This is a genomic window from Metaplanococcus flavidus, assembly GCF_042675885.1.
Taxonomy (GTDB): Bacteria; Bacillota; Bacilli; order Bacillales_A; family Planococcaceae; genus Planococcus; species Planococcus flavidus.
In genome coordinates this window covers 297,290-318,059 of the sequence record NZ_JBHTKI010000008.1, presented here as the reverse complement: position 1 = coordinate 318,059, position 20,770 = coordinate 297,290, and the positions used below count along the sequence as shown (strand labels likewise).

The 20,770-nt window shown below is 45.3% G+C and carries 24 protein-coding genes; 18 read left to right on the top strand and 6 right to left on the bottom strand.

Going from position 1 to position 20,770, the window contains the following annotated elements:
• Nucleotides 1-17 precede the first annotated feature (17 nt).
• Complete coding sequence (locus ACFQ1X_RS06550; RefSeq protein WP_144837579.1) at nucleotides 18-479, top strand: DUF420 domain-containing protein; 462 nt, start codon at nucleotides 18-20, stop codon at nucleotides 477-479.
• Between the two features lie 483 nt (nucleotides 480-962).
• On the opposite strand, the gene ytvI is transcribed toward ACFQ1X_RS06550, so the two are convergent.
• Together ytvI and ACFQ1X_RS06540 are read right to left on the bottom strand one after the other, a co-directional pair.
• Nucleotides 963-2,021: a sporulation integral membrane protein YtvI gene (gene ytvI / locus ACFQ1X_RS06545; RefSeq protein WP_144837577.1), complete on the bottom strand. Its 1,059-nt coding sequence runs from the start codon at nucleotides 2,019-2,021 to the stop codon at nucleotides 963-965.
• A gap of 285 nt (nucleotides 2,022-2,306) precedes the next feature.
• Nucleotides 2,307-2,672 carry a YugN family protein gene (locus ACFQ1X_RS06540; protein ID WP_379081820.1) on the bottom strand — a complete coding sequence of 122 codons (366 nt, stop codon included), beginning with the start codon at nucleotides 2,670-2,672 and terminating at the stop codon, nucleotides 2,307-2,309.
• Between the two features lie 142 nt (nucleotides 2,673-2,814).
• On the opposite strand from ACFQ1X_RS06540, the gene ACFQ1X_RS06535 reads away from it, so the two are divergent.
• Nucleotides 2,815-3,879, top strand: coding sequence for a CAP domain-containing protein (locus tag ACFQ1X_RS06535; protein WP_144837573.1), 1,065 nt, complete (start codon nucleotides 2,815-2,817; stop codon nucleotides 3,877-3,879).
• 6 nt (nucleotides 3,880-3,885) lie between these two features.
• Here ACFQ1X_RS06535 and ACFQ1X_RS06530 read toward each other — a convergent pair whose 3' ends face one another.
• Nucleotides 3,886-4,368, bottom strand: coding sequence for a PaaI family thioesterase (locus ACFQ1X_RS06530; RefSeq protein WP_144837571.1), 483 nt, complete (start codon nucleotides 4,366-4,368; stop codon nucleotides 3,886-3,888).
• A 74-nt stretch (nucleotides 4,369-4,442) separates the two neighbouring features.
• Between ACFQ1X_RS06530 and ACFQ1X_RS06525 the strand changes: the two genes are divergently transcribed.
• Nucleotides 4,443-4,889, top strand: coding sequence for a YlbF family regulator (locus ACFQ1X_RS06525; RefSeq protein WP_144837569.1), 447 nt, complete (start codon nucleotides 4,443-4,445; stop codon nucleotides 4,887-4,889).
• A 54-nt stretch (nucleotides 4,890-4,943) separates the two neighbouring features.
• Here ACFQ1X_RS06525 and ACFQ1X_RS06520 read toward each other — a convergent pair whose 3' ends face one another.
• Entirely contained in the window at nucleotides 4,944-5,849 is a 906-nt protein-coding gene (locus tag ACFQ1X_RS06520) for a glycerophosphodiester phosphodiesterase (RefSeq protein ID WP_144837567.1), read from the bottom strand.
• Between the two features lie 162 nt (nucleotides 5,850-6,011).
• Here ACFQ1X_RS06520 and ACFQ1X_RS06515 point away from each other — a divergent pair, with 162 nt between their 5' ends.
• A complete protein-coding gene (locus ACFQ1X_RS06515; RefSeq protein ID WP_144837565.1) occupies nucleotides 6,012-6,284 on the top strand; it encodes a YlbG family protein in 273 nt (90 codons plus the stop codon).
• Here ACFQ1X_RS06515 and ACFQ1X_RS06510 read toward each other — a convergent pair whose 3' ends face one another.
• A complete protein-coding gene (locus ACFQ1X_RS06510) occupies nucleotides 6,285-6,665 on the bottom strand; it encodes a DUF7147 family protein (RefSeq protein WP_144837563.1) in 381 nt (126 codons plus the stop codon). It abuts the gene before it with no gap.
• A gap of 82 nt (nucleotides 6,666-6,747) precedes the next feature.
• Between ACFQ1X_RS06510 and rsmD the strand changes: the two genes are divergently transcribed.
• The 3 genes from rsmD to ACFQ1X_RS06495 are packed head-to-tail and all read left to right on the top strand — an operon-like array spanning nucleotide 6,748 to nucleotide 8,877.
• The gene (gene rsmD, locus ACFQ1X_RS06505) at nucleotides 6,748-7,323 is read left to right on the top strand and encodes a 16S rRNA (guanine(966)-N(2))-methyltransferase RsmD (protein ID WP_144837561.1); all 576 of its coding nucleotides are present in this window, start codon (nucleotides 6,748-6,750) and stop codon (nucleotides 7,321-7,323) included.
• Nucleotides 7,316-7,795 (top strand): pantetheine-phosphate adenylyltransferase, encoded by a 480-nt coding sequence (coaD, locus tag ACFQ1X_RS06500; protein ID WP_144837559.1) that lies wholly within the window; start codon nucleotides 7,316-7,318, stop codon nucleotides 7,793-7,795. Before rsmD ends, coaD begins: the two co-directional genes overlap by 8 nt.
• A 56-nt stretch (nucleotides 7,796-7,851) precedes the next feature.
• A complete protein-coding gene (locus ACFQ1X_RS06495) occupies nucleotides 7,852-8,877 on the top strand; it encodes a SepM family pheromone-processing serine protease (RefSeq protein WP_144837557.1) in 1,026 nt (341 codons plus the stop codon).
• Here ACFQ1X_RS06495 and ACFQ1X_RS06490 read toward each other — a convergent pair.
• Entirely contained in the window at nucleotides 8,865-10,064 is a 1,200-nt protein-coding gene (locus tag ACFQ1X_RS06490) for a nucleotidyltransferase (protein ID WP_144837555.1), read from the bottom strand. The two genes, ACFQ1X_RS06495 and ACFQ1X_RS06490, sit on opposite strands and share 13 nt — an antisense overlap.
• A 127-nt stretch (nucleotides 10,065-10,191) precedes the next feature.
• Here ACFQ1X_RS06490 and ACFQ1X_RS06485 point away from each other — a divergent pair, with 127 nt between their 5' ends.
• From ACFQ1X_RS06485 to rsmH, 11 genes are all read left to right on the top strand, one after another.
• Entirely contained in the window at nucleotides 10,192-10,725 is a 534-nt protein-coding gene (locus ACFQ1X_RS06485; RefSeq protein WP_144837553.1) for a YceD family protein, read from the top strand.
• 24 nt (nucleotides 10,726-10,749) lie between these two features.
• Nucleotides 10,750-10,926, top strand: coding sequence for a 50S ribosomal protein L32 (gene rpmF / locus ACFQ1X_RS06480; protein WP_033541041.1), 177 nt, complete (start codon nucleotides 10,750-10,752; stop codon nucleotides 10,924-10,926).
• 475 nt (nucleotides 10,927-11,401) lie between these two features.
• Complete coding sequence (locus ACFQ1X_RS06475; RefSeq protein ID WP_144837551.1) at nucleotides 11,402-12,154, top strand: enoyl-CoA hydratase/isomerase family protein; 753 nt, start codon at nucleotides 11,402-11,404, stop codon at nucleotides 12,152-12,154.
• Between the two features lie 193 nt (nucleotides 12,155-12,347).
• The gene (locus ACFQ1X_RS06470; protein WP_144837549.1) at nucleotides 12,348-13,697 is read left to right on the top strand and encodes an acetyl-CoA carboxylase biotin carboxylase subunit; all 1,350 of its coding nucleotides are present in this window, start codon (nucleotides 12,348-12,350) and stop codon (nucleotides 13,695-13,697) included.
• The gene (locus ACFQ1X_RS06465) at nucleotides 13,694-13,909 is read left to right on the top strand and encodes an acetyl-CoA carboxylase biotin carboxyl carrier protein subunit (protein ID WP_084244969.1); all 216 of its coding nucleotides are present in this window, start codon (nucleotides 13,694-13,696) and stop codon (nucleotides 13,907-13,909) included. Before ACFQ1X_RS06470 ends, ACFQ1X_RS06465 begins: the two co-directional genes overlap by 4 nt.
• A gap of 231 nt (nucleotides 13,910-14,140) precedes the next feature.
• Complete coding sequence (locus ACFQ1X_RS06460; RefSeq protein ID WP_144837547.1) at nucleotides 14,141-15,691, top strand: acyl-CoA carboxylase subunit beta; 1,551 nt, start codon at nucleotides 14,141-14,143, stop codon at nucleotides 15,689-15,691.
• A 262-nt stretch (nucleotides 15,692-15,953) separates the two neighbouring features.
• Complete coding sequence (locus ACFQ1X_RS06455) at nucleotides 15,954-16,814, top strand: ketopantoate reductase family protein (protein ID WP_144837545.1); 861 nt, start codon at nucleotides 15,954-15,956, stop codon at nucleotides 16,812-16,814.
• Nucleotides 16,814-17,188 carry a DUF3397 family protein gene (locus tag ACFQ1X_RS06450; protein ID WP_144837652.1) on the top strand — a complete coding sequence of 125 codons (375 nt, stop codon included), beginning with the start codon at nucleotides 16,814-16,816 and terminating at the stop codon, nucleotides 17,186-17,188. The genes ACFQ1X_RS06455 and ACFQ1X_RS06450 overlap by 1 nt, the downstream gene beginning before the upstream one ends.
• 110 nt (nucleotides 17,189-17,298) lie before the next feature.
• On the top strand, nucleotides 17,299-18,918 hold the full coding sequence (gene bshC, locus ACFQ1X_RS06445) for a bacillithiol biosynthesis cysteine-adding enzyme BshC (RefSeq protein WP_144837543.1): 1,620 nt from the start codon (nucleotides 17,299-17,301) through the stop codon (nucleotides 18,916-18,918).
• Nucleotides 18,919-19,067: 149 nt separating this feature from the next.
• Entirely contained in the window at nucleotides 19,068-19,499 is a 432-nt protein-coding gene (gene mraZ, locus ACFQ1X_RS06440) for a division/cell wall cluster transcriptional repressor MraZ (RefSeq protein ID WP_144837541.1), read from the top strand.
• Nucleotides 19,500-19,828: 329 nt separating this feature from the next.
• Complete coding sequence (gene rsmH / locus ACFQ1X_RS06435; protein WP_144837539.1) at nucleotides 19,829-20,767, top strand: 16S rRNA (cytosine(1402)-N(4))-methyltransferase RsmH; 939 nt, start codon at nucleotides 19,829-19,831, stop codon at nucleotides 20,765-20,767.
• Nucleotides 20,768-20,770: the final 3 nt, after the last annotated feature.

The following is a 20,770-nucleotide window of genomic DNA, read 5'->3' as shown; positions in this document are numbered from 1 at the left end:
AAAGGGGATTAAAGAGAATGGATTTACCGTTATTGCCAACTATCAGCACATTTTTCATTGTACTTAGCGCTATTTTAGTAGCGATCGGCTGGAATTTAATCCGGCAGCGCAAGATTGAAGCACATAAAAAGATGATGCTGGCGGCCGGTGCTTCAGCGCTGACATTCTTCATCATTTATGCTTCACGGACGATTTTTGTCGGTAATACCGCATTCGGCGGCCCGGATGAGTATTTGATTTTCTATACAATCTTCCTGATATTCCATATTACCCTTGCTACCACGGGCGGCATAATGGGTTTGGTTACCATTTGGCTCGGATTGAAGAACCGTCTTGATAAGCACCGTAAAATTGGTCCTTATACAAGCGTTATCTGGTTCTTTACCGCAATTACAGGTGTAATGGTTTATCTTCTATTGTATGTAATTTATGAAGGCGGAGCGACAACATCCGTATTTAAAGCAATTCTGGGTGGATAAGAAAAAGGCGAATCTCACTGGGTTCTCTTTTTTGAGGCTGTCGAGAAACTGTCCACTTCTCCAATCATTTCGCTCTAGGCGGACGCTTCATTCTGTTTTGTGCAGAATGGAAGTCTCCACTTTCTCACGTGTAACACACTTAAACGTGTATTCCTTTATAGAAAGTGATTTGAGATATGGAGCAAAACAGCGCAGACGCCCAGGGGAGCAGGCGAATGCCGACGAAGCTAGCGCAGCGATGCAACGCCCTTTCATGTCTCGAAGCTAGCGTAGCGATGCAGAGACAGGAGCAGCCTTAAAATCGTGCTCCTGCAATGCTCCTGCAGTGCTACGCACTTCGTCGCAAAGGCAATATCCTCGCAGGCGTCGGATACTGCCTTCGAAGCTGTTTTGCGGAATATCGGTTTTCATTTTTACTTTCTCAACAAGTTGAAAAAGGAGAACCTCACTGGGTTCTCCTTTTTTAATGCGAATATTTTATTGTCATACCTTGAAATCGATTTTAATGATGCCCGCTTCGCGTGCTGACGTGAAGAGGATGACGATTAGCGGCCCGATAAAGAAACCAAGGAAACCGATCAGCTGCAACCCGATAAACATGGCGATCAACGTGGCCAGTGGAGACAAGCCGATTTGGGAACCCATAACTTTCGGTTCAACTGTCCGGCGGATAATCAGCAGCACCAGCGCAAGGACTGCCAATTGAGTGCCCTGAACTACATCGCCCGTGATGAATTCGTAAATGAACCATGGCGTCAAAACGATGATTGAGCCGAGAATAGGAATGAAATCTATGACCCAGATGATCAGGGACATGACAAGTGCGACTTCTGGCGCGATAAACATCAAGGCGACGAGTGAAACCAGGAAGATAATTACACTTACGAGAAATTGTGCCTTAAGAAATCCGAAAATCACATTATTCAAACGCGAAGCCATGAAGCGCACTTTTTCAGCTGTTGAATCTTTCAGTCTGCCAAACAGGATTCTTTTCAAATCATCCAGGTCTAGCATGAACAGGAACAGCGCAATGAGAAAAACGATAAAGCTGACAAGAAAAGAAGGGATTCCAGTCAAAAGGTTGGTGATTGAGTCATAATTGACGATTGTCAGGACCCAATCACGAATACCTTCAAGGAAAAGGGCTAATTCTGATTCAAAGGAATCGACAACTTCCACTGGCATTTCTTCGGATGACCGGAGAAAAAAATCTTGAATCTCTTTCCAAATGGACGATAAGCCATTGATGTATTCAGGCATATTCTGGGAAAAGTGAATCAGTCTTGCAATCAGATAAGTGACGGTCCAATAAAGGAAAGCTGAAACAATCAACAAAAATACGATGAAGGAAGTAATGACTGCAGACTTTCGCTGCCACTTAAAACGTTTTTGGAGAAACCCGACAAAGGGTTCAAGAAAAATCGCGGTTAGCAATGCCAATATTAATGGAATTGCAATCGGAATTATGTATATCGAAATTAGTATTAATAATGAGATAACAAGTACTGCGGTTAAAATCTTTTTATTCCACCATTTCGCCACGATAAACCTCCCCAAAACATTATATTGTTATTATATCAAGACAGTTGTAGAAAGAGAAAGTTTTAAAAAAATCCGCAGTTCAAAGTTGAACTGCGGTTTTCTGGCTGGATAAGTATCCTGACTTTTTAAAGTGTGTGGATGTTTGGTATTTGTGCTTCTTTGTCCAGACTCCGGCTGCCCAACTCTTCGGGTCATAAGCCAGCTCAGCTGCCGTGGCAAAAGACGCCACTCTGCTGATCCGTCTTAAGCCTTTCAGAGTTTAGCGGGCGCCGTCGCTTTTCTTTGTTAGACCTGAATTTCAAATGCCTTTAATTCGGATTTAATGGTCGCCAGGATATCAGCGCTGGTTTTTAGCAAATGTTCCGGGAAATGCTCATCTTCGCCGTATTCTACGCCAAATGGATAATAGTATTTGCCGATAGCAGGCTTCATGATTTTTACGGTTGCATCGCCGGCATCAATATCGCCGTCCACTGCATAAGCGAATACGCGCAAATAATAGCGTCCTTCATGGACATCAAATTTACGGTCGAATGTTACACGCTCGTAATCCCATTGTCCTTCTTTTGTTAATCCGTGTTTGCCCATAACGTGCTGGAGCAAATTGAAATCTACCAGAATGTCCTCAAGTCCTGTATTTTCAAAATACATAGGATCTCCTCCTCTATCTCAAAACTGACTCAATGCTCCTTTAATAATAGATGAAATTCACGCTTGTTGCAATGGCTAGATTGTGTCAGTATAGAGGCGGCTGTTATAATTGATGAAAACTATTGGAGAGGGTGGAAGTCGATTGAAGAATTTATTGCGTATCATGATATTTCTGTCGATCATCCTCATAACTTTTTTTTATTTCGATTCATCAATAAATGAGAATGATATTTTGGAAGCTCCGCGGCAAGCAGATCCACTGCCGGCTCAGGAGATTATTGAGCAACCATTAGTCGTGGAGCGGCCAGCAGAAGGGGTTTCAGTCTATATCGGCGGATCATCAGAAGACTGGATCGCCGATTATGGACAGCCTGAGCGAATTGAACCGTCTGCTTATGGATATGAATGGTGGGTTTATAACCAATCCTATTCAAATTACATGATGGTGGGCGTCAAGGAGCAAGAAGTGGTGCAGGTGTATACTGCCGGTACTGCAACCGATGCAAGCCCTTATAATATCGGACAGGTACTGGAAGAATTATACCGCTTCACAATTATAGAAGATGAAATCACGGTTAAATTCGGAACGAATATTTATACTTTCAGCCTCAGTGCAGAGGATCGGGAGACGAGGCTGCTTGTCAGCTTTGATGGCATTTATGCCCAGTTATATATTGACAAGGAAGATGGAATGCTGGAGGCGGTCCGGTTTATGGACGCCGAAACACTCATCCGCCATCAGCCCTACGAAATGATGTATGTCGGCGATTTGCTGGTTACTGCAAAACCGTCTTCCATGCTGCAGACGGCGATTGATAAAGCGAATGCAAAACAGGTTGTCGATTTGACGAATGTTTATCGGCTGCACCATCAGCAAAGACCTTTGATCGTCAACCCTGCAGTAAGTATGATCGCGGCAAGGCATAGCCAAAATGTGGCACGAAAAAATTTCTCATCTGATGAAATTGAACTTTTAACCCTGGAAGAGAGGCTTGAAAGTTCCAGTATCGTTTACGAGGAAGCCGCTGAAAATACTGCTTCCCAATATTTTGACGCTGCCGAAGCCGTGAATGGCTGGATAAATTCCGAAGACCACCGGGATTTAATCTACTCAAATCGCTTCAATCAAATCGGTGTAGGAGTTTTCGGGAAATATTACACCCAAAGCTTCTTGAGACAAGAACCGGCAAAGGCTGAAAAACAATAGAAACACTTACACTTTTGGAATGATGAAGAAAGAACCGGTGGATGTAGCGATATGCTTGCCGCCGGTTTCGTGGATATTTCCTTCAATCACCATTGTATGACGGCCTTGGCGAATGATCTTTGCTTCGGCTGTTATAGCAGTCTCAGTTGCAACCGCCAGATAATGGATTGCTAAATTGGTGGTCACGGCACCGAAACCTTCCGGGCATTTGCTGTTGGCTAATGTGCCCATGGCGGTGTCCAGCAGAACGGCTAGAATGCCCCCGTGAGGGATGTCTATATTATTATGGATAAAAGGGGTATTCGGTATGGTGACTGTCCAGCTGTCCTTCTGCTGCTGTCTGCTCATTCCGAGTGCGGCACTTAAATAGGTAGTAAATTCCCCGGTTTGTTTCTTTTCCAGATTTTCCAGAAATCTTGAGAGAATCCGGATATCTTCAGAAGTGCCGTTTTCAACGACCCTGTCAAATTGTGCAGTTAAATCCTTCATGATGACAACCCCTTATTTATGTATTAAAATTTTTGTAAGTTTGATATAATTGAACCGTAGAGGAGGTAAAAGCTGTGATCATGACCTACGAATGGGTTCAAATAACTGACTCTGCTGAAGAGTTAAGTAAAATGATACTACAATCAGAGCAGGCTGAGCAATATCGACAAGCTTATCATGCTGTTTACGATAATAAAGACCTGGCAGACGAAATCAACGCTTTTGCCCGGTTGAAAGATTTATATGAAGAGGTGCAGCGTTTCGGGAAATACCATCCGGATTATAAAGATGTCATGAAACGGATCCGTGTGGACAAACGCAGACTGGATCTGAACGAGCAAGTGGCTGGATTGCGGCTTGCTGAAAACGAGCTGCAGGATCTGATTGACCAGGTAAGTTTCATCATCGGACGGTCAGTATCTGAAGCGGTTAAGATTCCTTCAAGCAATCCGTTCTTTTCGTCAGAATCTTCCTGTGGGGGAAGCTGTGGAACGGGCGGCGGCTGTTCCTGCTCAGCATAACAAAAATCCGGTGGAGAAAAGCATGGCTTTTCTCCACCGGATTTTTTTTCTGACTTATTCAGCTTCTTTCAATGCTTCCACTGCCAAATCCGGTCGATCGGTGATGATGCCTTTAGCTCCTGCTGCGACCAATGCGCGCATCGCTTCCGGGTCGTTGATCGTCCAGTAATGGACAGGAACATTCAACTCGCCAAGGTATGAGATAAAGCGCGGTGATACAAGATTGAACACCGAAGAGCGGATCGGAATCTGGAACATATCCGCACGCGGCTGATAAAGATGGCCGAATTGGCTGTTAAAAGCAGCGTAAGCTTTCCGGATTTCATTTTCACCTGCGCCAATGGCAACGCGATTCTGTGCGTATAGATTGAAACGATCAATCTGCTCATCGAAGAAGCTTGTGACACCCACACGGTCCTGTGCACCAGCAGATTCAATCAGGCGCCACAGTTTTGATGGCATAAGACTGCCTTCATAAGTTTCAGGTGAATCTTTCATGTCGATGTTGACATACATTTCCGGGAACTCCTCAAGCAATTCGAGAAGTGTGACAATCTTTTCATTTGATCCACGGTAAGAATTTTGACCATCCAAATCCTCGAAATGATAGCCGAGGTCGAATGTGCGAATCTTTTCAAGCGTCATATCCGACACTTTGCCGGCCCCATCAGTTGTCCGGTCCAGAAATTCGTCGTGGAACACGATCAATTCTTCGTCGCTGGTAAGGCGTACGTCAATTTCAAAACCGTCAACACCTAAAGCGTGAGCCTTCTTGAATGCCGCCATCGTATTTTCCGGTGCCAAGGCAGAACCCCCGCGGTGTGCAAGAACCACTGGCCGGTCATATTCGAGTGCCACTTTCTCAGGTCGTGGATGTGTTGTAACCAACGCTTTTGAACCAGCCCAGGCAGCTGCTCCTACTGCGACTGCGGCTATGCCTATTTTCGTTTTTTTCCCCATGGCTATGTAATACCCCCTCATATAATATTGCTATAGTCATTATATCGAATTTTAAATAGTAATGTCAGTTATTACCCAATGACGGCTCAAAGTTCCCATAGTGGCGGTTGCGGCTCTTTTCTTTCCTATGGTATTCTAGAAGCTAAGAAAAGAGGGATGGCTATGCATGATCGCCAGGGACTTATTGTCTATGTGCATCATTTGAAACAGGCAAAATCATTGCGTAAGTATGGGCATGTTCATTTCATTTCACGGAGATTGAAATATGCCGTTCTATATATGGACCAGGATGTAATCGAATCAACGAAAGCAAAATTGCTGAAGCTGCCGTATGTTAAGCAGGTACTCGAATCCCAGCGTCCTTTCATCAAAACGGAATATGAAAATGCCAAACCCGATAAAGCAAAAGAATACGATTATAAAATCGGTCTTTGATCATTGCATCGGGGGAATATAATGGTTCAGCCGCAAAACGGAAATCAGATGGCTGAAATAGAATTTTCGGTCAGCGTAGATGGCAGAGTGCTTGACATCCATATGGATGGGCAGTTCTCCCAGAGCTTCAACCGTTTGTTCGAATATTTCGAGCCGTTTCGAATTTTCCGGAATGCCTTCCCGGCAAATGTAAATGGGCATGAAGTTGCCCTGAACTGCGGGTTTGAATACAGCTGCTGTGGATAATACAGGTTTGCCATCCATATCTTTCGTGTGGAAGACAAAACCGTGCATAAAACGGCTGCGGTTGTTCATAATCAATTCCCGGAGTTCGTAAATATCTCCGTAACCTTCTCCAAGCTCGATAAAACGCTGGATCATTTTAACACGTCCTTTCCAGTAACCATTCTACCATTTCAGGGATGGATTGCATCAATAAATTTATAAACTGGGAGGCACAAACATGCGTGTAGTTGCAGGTGAGGCTAAAGGTCTGCCATTAAAGGCGGTACCGGGCAATACAACCCGGCCGACGACGGATAAAGTGAAAGAATCTGTTTTTAATATGATCGGACCGTTTTTTGACGGCGGCAATGCACTGGATTTATTTGCCGGCAGCGGCGGTCTTGGTATTGAAGCTTTGAGCCGAGGCATCGATAAAGCCGTTTTTATCGATAAGGATGGAAAAGCTGTGGAAACAATCCGCGCCAACCTGGAAAAAACCCGCCTCTCAGCACAGGCGGAAGTGTATCGGAACGATGCCAAGCGGGCGATCAAAATCCTGAAGAAAAATGATTTTAAGGCGCGGTTGCTGTTTCTCGATCCGCCGTATCACATTACCGAAGCATACGAACTGATGGATTTTGCCGCAGAGACAGGAATTCTTACAGAGGATTCGATTGTCGTCTGTGAACATGAAAAAAGTGTAGTGCTGGCAGACCGGACAAAGTTTTTCGAACGGTTTAAAAATGAAAATTACGGTGGAATCGTCGTTTCGATTTATCGCTATGTAGGAGAAGAGGGAGAAACCAGTGAATAAAATTGCTGTCGTACCAGGAAGTTTTGATCCCATCACAATGGGGCATCTGGATATTATTAAAAGGGCGTCAAAGATTTTTGACGAAGTGAAAGTAGTTGTCATGAACAATTCTTCCAAAAATCCACTGTTTAATGTGGAAGAACGGATTGGACTGATTGCTGAAGTTACTTCTGAGATTCCGAATGTGACTGTTGATTCATTCGGCGGATTGTTGATTGACTACGCGGTGGAAGTTGAAGCGAACGCCATTATCAGAGGGCTTCGGGCCGTCTCGGATTTTGAGTATGAAATGCAGATTACTTCAATGAACCGCTTTTTGAATGAAGATATCGAGACACTGTTTATGGTGTCGAATAATCAGTATTCATTCCTCAGTTCAAGCATTGTCAAAGAAGTCGCCAAGTATAACGGAAAAATTACGGGCCTTGTACCGGAACCGGTAGAAATAGCCTTGAAGGGAAAATTCGACTGAGTCACGTGAAGCGTGGCTTTTTTTGCTATTCTGTTCGGAAATGAGAGGGTTGTTCGATGAAAAAAAATAAAACGATATTTTATCTGGTTTTGATTGGAATTGTCGTATTCGTTACCTTTTACCGAATGGACAGTTACATTACACGGCCAGGAAGTGCATATGAGTTGTCGCCGCTGGTGGCAGTTGAAAATGGTGATGAAGATGATGAAGGAAGTTTCAGCCTGATGACCATCTCCATGCTGAACGCAACTCCTGCTCTTTATCTGTATGCACAGTTCCAGGACGGCTATAAAATTCTGCCGCCTGAGCAAGTGCGCAGTCCGCATGAATCGGATGAAGAATATAATGTCCGCCAGCTGAAACTGATGTCTGATTCACAGGTCAATGCATTGAAGGCGGCTTTTGAAACAGCCGATCTTCCGTTCGAAGTCACAACAGGGGGCGTCTTTGTTTTAAACGTTCTCGAGGAAGGAGCGGCAGACGGTATTCTTGAACCCGGCGACCGCGTCCTGTCCATCGATGGCAACGGATTCGAAAGTCAGCAGGATTTTATCGACTATCTGGCTGACAAACAAGAAGGCGATTCAGTGGAATTGGTGATTGACCGGGAGGATCGGGAATTGATCGAAACGATTACGCTTGAGCCGCTGCCGACCGACCCTGAACGGGCGGGCCTCGGAATTTCGTTTGTGGAAGATAAGAGCATTACTACAGATCCGGAAGTTTCCATTGATTCTGAACAGATCGGCGGCCCTTCAGCCGGATTGATGTTCACTTTGGAAATCATCAATCAATTGCTTGATGAAGACATTACACAAGGCTATGATGTGGCCGGAACCGGAACAATGGAAAGTGAAGGGGAAGTTGGCCGCATCGGAGGCATTGACCAGAAAGTAATGGCCGCAGACAATGATGGTATGGAAATTTTCTTTGCGCCGGATGATGAAATTTCAGGTGACGGTGCAAGCAATTATCAAGTGGCAGTGGAAACTGCCGAGGAAATCGGCACGGATATGGAAATCGTGCCGGTAAAGACACTGCAGGATGCACTCGATTATCTTGAACAGCTTCAGCCGAAATAAATCGGCGGTGTGGTAAATTCTTTTTTAAGATTTCCTGCACCCATCCCCAGCATATACAGACTGCTGGCATGAATATCAAGCTTGCCCAAGTCATCCGTCAAATCGGCGGCACGACTAATCATGGGCAGCGTGATATTCTTTTTTTGTGCGTGAAGATAGTGGCGGCCGGCTTTTGTCATGCCGAGAAGCCGCAGATAAGATGGCTGATTGAAAGATTTTAATTGCTCCCATGTAAATCCTGTATAAATATGAGTCAGCATGCGCTGAATCCGGGTTCTGGTGAAGCGCTTGGATTTAACCAGCGCAAGAAAAGATTCAAAATCCTGTTCTTTGCGTGCTGCCTCATAGATGAGGTTTTCAATCCCTTCGGTCACTTCAGCAAAACGTCTGAGGTTGGCGGGACGGTCTTTTAAGATGGTATAGCGCAGCATGGGATAAAAAGTTTCCCAGCTGCCGAAATGGCCGTATTCACCGGCGAAACTTTGCAGCGCTTGAAGGGAAGGGGCAGGCAGGTATTTCGCAAGTTCCTTAATGGAGCCGCCTTCAAAAAATGCGTTCCGGATGCCTGTGGCACTCGCAATCGACATACCTTCAGTAATCGGTTCATGGTAATTTGCGCCAATCCGCTGGATTGTTAATGGACGCATGGAAGAAGAAATCCGGTCTGCCGCTTCTATATAATGGTAGCCCAAAATATTATTCGGTTTTGACAGGTCGGCAACTCCTTCTTCACCGTCAGTCACAGTTTGATAAGCTTTATTTAATGCTTTTGGATAACTGATACCGGATTGGATGGCATCATGTATTTCTTGCTGATAAAGAAGATTTTTACTGTTCAGCAATTGGCGGGATTTTAGAAAAGGATCAATATTGCCCTGTTCACTGCCGAAACAGAAAGATTCGCAGCCTATGGCATCCAGCAAAGTGATAGCGCCTCTGGCAAAATCCGAAGCTTGAGCAGTTGCATAAACATACGGCAATTCGATGACCAGATCGACCCCACTTGCCAAGGCCATTTCCGTCCGTTTCCATTTATCGGCAAAAGCCGGTTCTCCCCGCTGGAGAAACTGTCCGCTCATTACTGCGATTAAAATGTCCGCTCCCGAACTTTCTTTGGCACTCCGCGCATGGTGAAGGTGGCCATTATGAAACGGGTTATATTCGACAACGATGCCTGCAGCTTTCATTCGCTCAACTCCTTTGGTAAACTTAAGTCTAAGTATAACGATGTTGGGAATCGTGTGACAAGATTTTTTCTTGACATCTTTTTCTGCTCATTATATAATCAACTTTGTTGTCTTGAGGTGATTACTTATGAAAATAGCGATTCAACAGCTTCAAAAGCATCGCAGAGACGGGATGAAGATCGACCAGATGGTCAATCTTGAGGAAGTGAAGAAACGCAATAGCGATATTCGCGAAATCACCCCTATCCACGTCACAGGACATTGCACAATTGGTTCGCAACAACTCACGTGCCAGCTTCAGCTCAAAGGGATGTTAACATTGCCTTGCGCAAGGACTTGGGAAGATGTCGAGTTTCCTGTAGATATTGAATCGGTTGAAATCTTCACCTGGTCAGAACATGGCCTTGGAGGAACAGACGATAACGTTCACGCGGTCAAAACGGAAACAATTGATTTCCAGCCGGTCCTCGAAGAACTTATTCTCCTGGAAATACCGATGCAGGTCTTTAAGGAAAATGCCGATCAGGCCGTTATTAAAGGCGGCGATGACTGGTCATATTCGACAGACGAAGAAGTTCAGGCGGAGAAAGAAGAAGCACAACCAAAACCGGATCCAAGACTTGCTGATTTAGCAAAGTATTTCGATCAGTCAGATGAATAGAATCACTGTAAGGAGGTGTCACCAATGGCTGTACCGTTCAGAAGAACGTCCAAAACCGTTAAAAGAAAACGCCGTACGCATTTCAAATTGTCCGTGCCGGGCATGGTAACTTGCCCAAGCTGTGGCGAATCGAAATTGGCTCACCACGTCTGCAAAGCATGTGGATCATACAAAGGGAAAGAAGTAGTAGCAAGCAAATAAAACAGTATTTGCTGCTGAAAGGCTATTGAGAGGCCATGGCTCTCGATAGCCTTTTTCTCTGTACATATAACAAATAATATTTTATTTGTAATTCTGATATATAACGCTTCGGCGCTTTGGACAGGGCAAGGATTATGCTCCTGTACACTGCTCGTTGCAAAGGTGCGCCATCTTCGTTTGGCGACCTTAGCTCCAGCAATAAGCCGAAAAGACCACTCGTCTTTGCTCCGTCGGCATTTGCTTGCCCCTGAGCTGCGCCAGTCTCTAAGATATGGAGTAAAACAGCGAAGACGCCCAGGGGAGCAGAAACGGAGTGCGAGTTCCTTTGGGTGCTCCTGCATCGCTACGCTGCTTCGTCGCAAAGACTTAGCCTCGCGTGTGCTTCGGCTAATGTCTTCGCAGCCGTTTTACGCAATATCGGTTTATAATAATAATTAATCCAACTTACATACTCACATTCACGAGGTGAATAATAATGGCTTATAAAATCGACACGGCCGGCGGAATCATGACCTTTACGATCGACCGGCCAGAAATAAGAAATGCAATCAATGACGAAGTGATGCAAGGGCTCGAGGAGCTTGTCGAGCGCGCAACAACCGAACTGCCCCGGCTCGTGATCATTACGGCTGCCGGTGACAGGGCATTCTGTTCGGGTGGGGATCTGTCCGTGTTCCATGCCCTCGAAACGGAGGATGAGGCCTATCCGATGCTCAAGCGCATGGGCGATGTGCTTTATGCGGTCAAAACCTTGCCAGTGCCTGTAGCGGCTCTTCTGAACGGCACAGCGGTCGGCGGTGGTTGCGAAATTGCCACTGCTTGTGATTACCGGTTAGTCCGCAGCCACGCAAAAGCAGGCTTTATACAAGGGACGCTGGCAATCACCAGCGGCTGGGGCGGCGGAACGTATCTTTTTGAAGCCTTGCAGCATGATCATGCCTTAAAGATGCTCAGCGAAGCACGTCTTTATTCGGCTGATGAACTTCTGGCTAACGGATGGGCAACTGCCATCATCCGGGACGAAGCGGATATCGAGAACTTTTTGGAGTCCTTCCGCGAAGTCCTGCCGGAAGTGCACCGGGCATACAAAGAAATGGCGGTCAGAAGATGGCAGGCAGGCAATCTGGCGGAGCGGGTGGAAGCGGAGATCCGTCGATGCTCCCAATTATGGGCCAGTGAAGCGCACCACTCAGCTGTCGCCCGTTTTTTGAAGAAAGCCAAAAAATAGACTGCCTGAAACTGCCGCAGAAACTGCGGCAGTTTTTATTTGTTTAATTTTAACAGGTTTAAACCCTTCAGAAACCGCTGTTCAGAGCTTCGGCTGCCTATATATTCAGAAATTTATTTCAGCCAATAGTTGAAATCGCTTACAAACATCATATAGACTATAGAAGGGAGAAAACATAGGGGGTATTTCAAATATGAAGAAAATCCTGATTGCGAACCGTGGTGAAATTGCGCGCCGGATCATCCGCACGTGCGAGCGCCTCGGCATCGAAACTGTTGCTATCCATTCTGAGGCTGATGGGGATCTGCCTTATGCAAGCGAAGCGACAGAAGCTGTTTTGATCGGACCAAATCCGGTCGTACAGTCATACTTACAAGCGGAAAAAATCATTGAAGTGGCAAAAGAGCATAATGTGGATGCAATTCACCCGGGTTACGGCTTATTATCCGAAAACGCCGGATTTGCACGCAAAGTGAAAGAAGCCGGACTCGTTTTCATCGGCCCTGACAGTGACATCATTGACATGATGGGGGATAAAATCGAATCCCGCCGTGCCATGATCAAAGCGGGTGTGCCAGTAGTTCCGGGAACGGAAGAAGGAGTGGCAACACTTGAAGAAGCGATGGTAGAAGCCGGGAAAATCGGCTATCCGCTGATGCTGAAAGCGAGTGGCGGCGGTGGCGGCATTGGAATGGTGCGCTGTGAAAGTGAGCAAGCGCTCAGTCAACAATTCGATTCTGTAAAAAATCGCGCAAAAGCCTACTTCGGCAATGACGTCGTTTATCTTGAGAAATTCATTGCGGATGCCCGCCATATCGAAGTTCAGATATTCGGGGATTCACATGGCAATGTCGTTCATTTATTCGAACGGAATTGCTCTGTCCAGCGCCGCAACCAGAAAGTGATTGAAGAATCACCATCGCCGCATCTTCCGCAGGAAGTGCGTGAGCGTTTATGTGAGGCTTCCATACTTGCCGGTAAAGCTGTCGGATACAGCAATGCCGGAACTGTGGAGTTCATCGTTGATCAGTCGAACGAGTTTTATTTTCTTGAAATGAACACACGGCTGCAGGTGGAGCATCCGGTCACTGAAGAAGTGACGGGGATTGACCTGGTTGAATGGCAAATCGATGTTGCCCGTGGCGGCACATTGCCGGCGCAGGAAACGATTACGACCAAAGGCCATGCTATCGAATACCGGATTTACGCGGAAGACCCAAAAACCTTTTTCCCTTCTCCAGGCAAACTGGAGAAGATCGTATGGGGCAAAGATGCCCGGATTGAAACAGGGTATGAAGAAGGGAACTCCGTGACACCTTTTTATGATCCGATGATTTCAAAAGTGATCATAACTGGAGAAGACCGGCTGGAAGCAATTTCGAAATCTCAGAAGTTTTTCAATCATGCTACAATTGATGGGGTAAAAACGAATATTCCATTATTTAAGGAATTCATCGAATCACAGGAGTTCGTCTCGGGGGAATATGCAACAGCTGTATTGCCAAACTGGATGGAAAAATCGAAGGAGGAAAAGACAGTATGAAAGAATTAAAAGCGACAATGGCAGGTACAGTATTGAATGTATTGGTAGGAGAAGGCGATGCAGTGACAGCGGGCCAGGCCATTTTGACAATCGAATCCATGAAAATGGAGATCCCGGTCGAAGCTGAGTTTGCAGGATCTGTAGAAAAAGTGAATGTGGAAGTCGGCGGTTTCGTCAACGAAGGCGACACTTTGGTGACTTTGGGAGAATAAATGGATCGACATGTTGAACTAATAATCTTATAGAAACGATATTTCGCAAAACAGCTCGCTTGCCGGGGGCTCGCGCTGAGATCCAAGGCGTCTTCGCTGTTTTGCTACATATCTTAGAGACTCTCTCAACAAAAGCCACTTTCTCAGCGCCGGCTGGTCCAAAGCGCCGAAGCGTTATATTTATTCTATTTCTTTAATTCAATCTATATACAAGCAAAGGGGGCAGGCAGTATGACTAAAACGACTGAAACAACGGGGTATAACGATCGTCTCGAAGAAAAGCTGGCAAAAATATTTGCGGGCGGATTGCCGAAATACCATGACAAGATGAAAGAAAGCAATAAACTTTTTGTGCGTGACCGTTTAAAACTGCTTTTTGACGATGAAAACTATGCAGAAGATGGCCGTTTTGCCAATGTTGAAGCAGAAGGCCTTCCGGCTGACGGCGTCGTAACAGCTATCGGCAAAGTAAATGGCCAGACGGTTTGTGTCATGGCAAATGATTCCACTGTCAAAGCGGGTTCATGGGGCTCGCGGACGGTTGAGAAGATTATCCGCATTCAGGAAACGGCTGAAAAAATGCAGGTGCCGATGCTGTATCTTGTAGATTCTGCCGGTGCGCGCATCACTGATCAACTGGATATGTTCCCCAACCGCAGAGGGGCAGGGAAAATTTTCCACAACCAAGTAAGAATGTCCGGCATGGTGCCGCAGGTTTGCCTGTTGTTCGGACCATCTGCTGCAGGTGGAGCTTATATCCCAGCATTTTGTGACATTGTCATCATGGTGGAAGGCAATGCATCGATGTATCTTGGATCACCACGTATGGCTGAAAAAGTCATTGGCGAAAAAGTGACGCTCGAGGAAATGGGCGGAGCCCGCATGCACTGCACAGTCAGCGGAGTCGGCGACGTATTGGTGGCTTCAGAAGAAGAAGCGATTTCCGAAGCGCGCCGTTACCTGATGAACTTCCCTGCGAATTTTGCGGTAAAACCGGAAAAGCTGGAAGCTAAAGCAGCGAAAGCCGGCCGCAGCCTGGAAGCGATTATTCCGGAAAACCAAAATGCACCATTTGATATGTATGAATTAATCGATCAATTGATTGATGAAGGTTCGTTTTTTGATATCAAGAAATTGTTCGCGCCAGAAATGATTACTGGACTAGCCCGCATTGATGGCCAGGTTGTCGGCATTCTTGCAAACCAGCCGAAAGTAAAAGGCGGTGTATTATTCGGAGATTCAGCGGATAAAGGAGCGAAATTCATCAATCTTTGTGATGCTTTTTCGATTCCACTGCTTTTCCTGGCCGATGTACCAGGCTTCATGATCGGTACAAAAGTCGAACGTGCCGGCATTATCCGCCACGGAGCGAAATTCATCGCTGCCATGAGTTCAGCGACTGTGCCGAAGATTTCAGTCATCGTACGTAAAGCTTATGGTGCAGGACTTTACGCGATGGCAGGACCGGCTTTTGAACCGGATGTCTGTATCGCACTTCCTACAGCGCAAATTGCAGTTATGGGACCAGAAGCAGCGGTCAATGCGGTTTATTCGAATAAAATCGAGGCGATCGACGATCCGAAAGAACGCTTGAAATATGTACAGGAAAAACATCAGGAATACAAAGAGGAGATTGATATCTACCGTTTGGCTTCCGAGCTCATCATCGATGATATCGTGGCGCCGTCCGATCTTCGCCAAGTGTTATCGCAGCGGCTGGCAATCTATGATACAAAAGATTTACCGATGCCGTATCGAAAACATGCCGTTACTCCTGTATAATAAAACTTAACGAAAGTGGAGTCTGCCAAATCGGCAGGCTTCTTTTTTAAAAGGATAAGAAAGTATAACCTTTTTAGTTTAAAGGTTCTTAGAAGGAGTGTTTCCTTGTCCAGACTCCAGCGGCCCAGCTCTTCGGGTCATAAGTCAATCCAGCTGCGTGGCAAAGAACGCCACTTCGCTGGCTCGCCTTATGCATTTCAGAGCTTAACGGGCGCTGGCGCATTTCTTATAGAAATTCAATTTGTTCGCTGGGAGGAATATCATGAATTTTGTTGTTATTGGAGCAGGTGCAGTTGGAATGCTGACAGCTTCGCTGTTAAAAGAGGCGGGATGCGGTGTGTTATTGATTACCCGGAGGCGGGAGCAGGCGGAGCTGATCAATAAACAGGGGATCACGAAAGACGGAAAAGTCCATTACATAAAAGCGTCTGCTGAATGGGACAAAATTCCTGCGAATGCATATATGCTCATCACAGTGAAATACAGCCATTTGCCGGAAATAATCAGCGCATTAAAAAGAAAGTCTCTGGATAATCCGGTGGTCTTCATGCAAAACGGCATGATGCACCTGGAAATGCTGCGTAATTTGCCCCAAAAGAATATTGCCGCAGGAATCGTCGAACATGGCGCGTTGAAAGTCAGCGAAACAGAAGTGAGACATACCGGCAGAGGCATATTTAAATTCGCCTTGCTGAGGGGTGATGAGGAGCGATTCCTTCCGCTGCTAAAAATTAATGGCGTCAAAGCCGAATGGCACAAGGATTCCGACAAAATGCTGTTGCGCAAAGTATTGCTGAACAGCATGATCAATCCGCTGACGGCTTTATTATCTGTGAAGAACGGGGAATTATTGAGCAATCCCCATGCCTATGAATTATTGAAGAATGTTTATACGGAATTGTATACAGGGTTTCCGGAAATTGAAAAGCTGCTGCCTTTTGAACAGGTCACAGCTTTGTGTGCCGCCACAGCAGAAAATACCTCTTCCATGCTTGCCGATAAACTGGCAGGACGCCAATTGGAATTGGACACCATTCTGCTTTATATAATCAGGCGATCACCGTATACTCTTCCGATATTGCAGACTTTCTATCATTTATTGAAGGCGGCTGAAAAAGAGTGATGAATTTCGTCCACAATATTACTGCGATTTTCATTTTCGCGCCGTTTCTTGCATTTATCATCTTATTATTTCTTAGCCGTAAAAAACTCAAAAGAGGAGCGATAGGCTTTTCAGCTGACATCACAACATTTCTGTTATTTCTATCGGTTCCTGTTTCAGTTGAAGCCCTATGGGGTGTGAATATATCATTCGCTGTTTCTGTTACAGCAATTCTTATGGCGATGATTTTACTGGTCCTCGAATGGAAAAAAACAAAAGAAATTGAAATTCTGAAATATGTCAGGAAAACCTGGCGCCTTTATTTTCTTTTGCTGGCTGCGGGATACGTAATCATCTGGTTAACAGGTTTAGCATTGACGGTCATCAGTTTCTAGGGATGATTTGCGTCGGTGCTTTTTTTCTGCAGCTTGCAGGCTGATTTTTTTTCATGTATCCCCGGGTCTGATATAGTAGGTGTTATGTAATGGAAAAGGGGATTCGCAAGATGAAATTAGCACAACAAGTCGTACCACCTTCAAGTAATTTAATGAACGATTACATAAATGGGGATAAAAAGATTCTCCATTATTTTTCTTACAGTCCGGACCACGGCTCGTTGGAAAGCAGACAAAAACATATTCGGCATCACGGTGCTGACCGTGACGGCTTAACTGCAATTATTCGTGGTTATATGGAACCTTATGGCATCTCGGAAAAGGCTGAAGAACATCTCACCGATTTTCAGGAGGGTGCATCGGTTGTTATTACGGGCCAGCAGGCAGGACTTCTTACTGGGCCATTGTACACAATCCACAAAGCTATATCAGCGATTGTTTTGGCAAAAGAAGCGAAAACACAACTGGGTACAAATGTGGTGCCGGTTTTTTGGATTGCCGGAGAAGATCATGACCTGGCCGAAATCAGCCATTTATACCGAGAAGTGAATGGCCGTGTGGAAAAACTCATTTTCCCTCATATGGAATACGGCAAGAAGACGGCATCAACTGCCCATCTGAACAAAACGAAAATCAGAAGTTATCTTGAAGAATATTTCCGGAGTCTGCCTGAAACGGAACATTCAGCCGAATTGCAGCAAATGGTCTTCGGCTTTCTGGAAGAAACAGACACCTACACAGAATTTTTTTCGGCTTTCCTGAATCATTTCTTCCATAAGGAAGGGTTGTTATTTATCGATGCTGCCCACCCTGAATTGAGGAAATACGAATCAGCATATTTCAATCGGCTGATCAATTTTGCTCCCGCCATAGCCGATGAAGTATATACTGCCGAGCAGGAGTTGCTGGCTGCCGGCTATAATCCCTCCCTGTCCGCTGAAAAAGACGCGGCTAATCTTTTTATAACCATTAAAGGAGAGCGGATCCTTTTGAAACGGGAGGGGGACGTTTTTACCGGCAATAATGGAGCGGTCCAATTCAAAAGATCAGAATTACTGGAAATCGCTGAAAAAAACCCTGAAATGCTCAGCAACAATGTCGTGACGCGCCCATTGATGCAGGAAATGGTTTTTCCGGTTTTGGCATTCGTGGGTGGACCAGGTGAAATCGCCTATTGGTCGGTTCTGAAGAATGCTTTTGGATTGCTTGAAATGGAAATGCCAGTCGTTATGCCCCGACTTGGAATGACGATAGTCAACCGGAAAGTGCAGGTGCTGTTGGAAAAATACGGCCTATCATTCGAAGACCTGGTAATTGAGCAGAAAGCTTCGGTTTTGAAAGCAGAACTTCTCGATTCAATTCGGGACCGGGAAGCTGAAGAAATGATTGTCCAATTGGAAATGCAAATTCAGGACCAGTATAAAGAAATCAGGGAGAAGTTCACTGAAGTTAGCAGAGGGCTGACTCCTCTGGTTGAAAAGAATCTGCAATTCCATTTGAAACAGCTGGATTTCCTGAAGAATAAATTGGAGGATGAAGTGGTGCTGCAAAATTCCGTTCAATTCGAGCACTTAGATTTTCTTGAAAATGAATTGATGCCAAACGGTTCTCCTCAGGAACGAATTTTTAACCCGATTCCATATCTTAATGATTATGGAATGGACCTGGTGGACAAGCTTTTACGCTTGGATTTGAAATATGACAAAAATCACAAGGTCATCTATCTGTAAAACCTCTAAAGTCTGCTGCGGCAGGCTTTTTTGCGTCTCAAGAAGTTATTGTGAGATTATGTTTTGTAACATTTATGAAATATTTCAAAAACAAGTGGTGGGAAGTGGGGGATTGTGGTACATTAATTACAATAAGTGGGGTGAAGGGTATGTTCATGGGCGAATATCAACATAGCGTTGATTCAAAGGGGCGATTAATCGTGCCTGCTAAATTCCGTGAACTTCTTGGCGACAATTTTGTCATTACCAGGGGCCTGGATCAATGCTTATTCGGTTACACAATGGATGAATGGCAGAAGATCGAAGAGAAATTGAAAGAACTTCCTGTCACCAAAAAAGACGCACGTGCTTTCACACGATTCTTTTTCTCAGGGGCCACAGAAGTGGAACTTGATAAACAAGGACGCGTCAACATCCCCTCAACTTTGGTAACATACGCAAAACTTGAAAAAGAATGCATCATTCTGGGTGTCTCCAATCGATTTGAAATTTGGGCTAAGGACTCCTGGGAAGAATATTTTACAGAATCTGAAGACTCATTTAACGACATCGCAGAAAACCTGGTGGATTTTGACTTTTAATATTATATAAGTTGGATTAATGAATTAATTTTAGTACGCCGCTTCGGCGCTTTGGACAATGCTTCCGCAATAAGCCGAGAAGATCACTCGTCTTATTGCTTCGCTCAGTCCTGAGCCGCGCCGGCGCTTAAAGAGTAGCTTAGATATGGAGTAAAACAGCGCAGACGCCCAGGGCATTGGGTTAAATAAGCATGCGCCTGCATCGCTTCGCTGCTTCGTCGCAAAGACTTGACCTTGCAAGCTTCGGTCAAAGTCTTAGCAAGCTGTTTTGCGGAATAACGACTACGTAAGATTATTAATTCAACTTATATAGAAACGGAGGGAATGTATTGTTCAACCACACCACGGTTTTACTACATGAGACTGTCGATGGACTGAACATTCGTCCTGACGGCATATATGTGGATTGCACTCTAGGTGGTGCAGGACACAGTGAGTATATGGTCAAACAGCTTTCCGACGACGGCCATCTTTTTTGTTTCGATCAAGATGAAACAGCTATCGGGCATGCGAAAGAAAAGCTGAAAGATTATATACATAGAATTACTTTTATCCACGCCAACTTCAAAGACCTTAAAACGGAATTGGAAGAGCGTGGAATCGAAAAAGTAGACGGTATCCTGTACGATTTGGGTGTTTCATCTCCACAACTCGATACACCTGAACGAGGATTCAGCTACCACAATGATGCACCTCTCGATATGCGGATGGATCAAAGCGCCTCGCTGAGTGCATACGAAGTTGTGAATGATTGGGCTTTTGAAGACCTTGTGCGCATCTTTTACCGCTACGGAGAAGAAAAATTCTCTAAACAGATAGCGCGGAAAATTGAAGCAGCAAGAGATAAGGCACCGATCGAGACGACCGGACAATTGGTGGAGTGCATTAAAGACGGCATTCCTGCCTTTGCCAGAAGAACAGGCGGCCATCCGGCCAAACGCGTCTTTCAGGCAATCCGGATCGCAGTCAACGATGAACTCGGGGCAGCTGAAACTTCGTTGCAGGACGCCATCACGTTATTGGCGCCAAAAGGAAGGATCAGCGTCATCACTTTTCATTCGCTGGAAGACCGGATATGCAAGACGATTTTCAAAGAAGCTTCGTCTCTTCCGGAATTGCCACCGAATCTTCCCGTCATCCCTTCAGGCATGGAGCCTGTATTAAAGCTGATCACCCGAAAACCGATTCTGGCGTCAGAAGAAGAATTGGAGCATAATAACCGGTCACGGTCAGCGAAGTTGCGAATTGCAGAAAAAATCAGAGATTAAGGA

Coding starts and splice junctions, on each gene's coding strand:
- ACFQ1X_RS06550 (WP_144837579.1), top strand. CDS start 18: ATGGATTTACCGTTATTGCCAACTATCAGCACATTTTTCATTGTACTT.
- ACFQ1X_RS06540 (WP_379081820.1), bottom strand. CDS start 2,672: ATGTATTTTGAAAATACAGGACTTGAGGACATTCTGGTAGATTTCAAT.
- ACFQ1X_RS06530 (WP_144837571.1), bottom strand. CDS start 4,368: ATGAAGGATTTAACTGCACAATTTGACAGGGTCGTTGAAAACGGCACT.
- ACFQ1X_RS06520 (WP_144837567.1), bottom strand. CDS start 5,849: ATGGGGAAAAAAACGAAAATAGGCATAGCCGCAGTCGCAGTAGGAGCA.
- ACFQ1X_RS06515 (WP_144837565.1), top strand. CDS start 6,012: ATGCATGATCGCCAGGGACTTATTGTCTATGTGCATCATTTGAAACAG.
- ACFQ1X_RS06510 (WP_144837563.1), bottom strand. CDS start 6,665: ATGATCCAGCGTTTTATCGAGCTTGGAGAAGGTTACGGAGATATTTAC.
- rsmD (WP_144837561.1), top strand. CDS start 6,748: ATGCGTGTAGTTGCAGGTGAGGCTAAAGGTCTGCCATTAAAGGCGGTA.
- ACFQ1X_RS06495 (WP_144837557.1), top strand. CDS start 7,852: ATGAAAAAAAATAAAACGATATTTTATCTGGTTTTGATTGGAATTGTC.
- ACFQ1X_RS06490 (WP_144837555.1), bottom strand. CDS start 10,064: ATGAAAGCTGCAGGCATCGTTGTCGAATATAACCCGTTTCATAATGGC.
- ACFQ1X_RS06485 (WP_144837553.1), top strand. CDS start 10,192: ATGAAAATAGCGATTCAACAGCTTCAAAAGCATCGCAGAGACGGGATG.
- rpmF (WP_033541041.1), top strand. CDS start 10,750: ATGGCTGTACCGTTCAGAAGAACGTCCAAAACCGTTAAAAGAAAACGC.
- ACFQ1X_RS06475 (WP_144837551.1), top strand. CDS start 11,402: ATGGCTTATAAAATCGACACGGCCGGCGGAATCATGACCTTTACGATC.
- ACFQ1X_RS06470 (WP_144837549.1), top strand. CDS start 12,348: ATGAAGAAAATCCTGATTGCGAACCGTGGTGAAATTGCGCGCCGGATC.
- ACFQ1X_RS06465 (WP_084244969.1), top strand. CDS start 13,694: ATGAAAGAATTAAAAGCGACAATGGCAGGTACAGTATTGAATGTATTG.
- ACFQ1X_RS06460 (WP_144837547.1), top strand. CDS start 14,141: ATGACTAAAACGACTGAAACAACGGGGTATAACGATCGTCTCGAAGAA.
- ACFQ1X_RS06455 (WP_144837545.1), top strand. CDS start 15,954: ATGAATTTTGTTGTTATTGGAGCAGGTGCAGTTGGAATGCTGACAGCT.
- ACFQ1X_RS06450 (WP_144837652.1), top strand. CDS start 16,814: ATGAATTTCGTCCACAATATTACTGCGATTTTCATTTTCGCGCCGTTT.
- bshC (WP_144837543.1), top strand. CDS start 17,299: ATGAAATTAGCACAACAAGTCGTACCACCTTCAAGTAATTTAATGAAC.
- mraZ (WP_144837541.1), top strand. CDS start 19,068: ATGTTCATGGGCGAATATCAACATAGCGTTGATTCAAAGGGGCGATTA.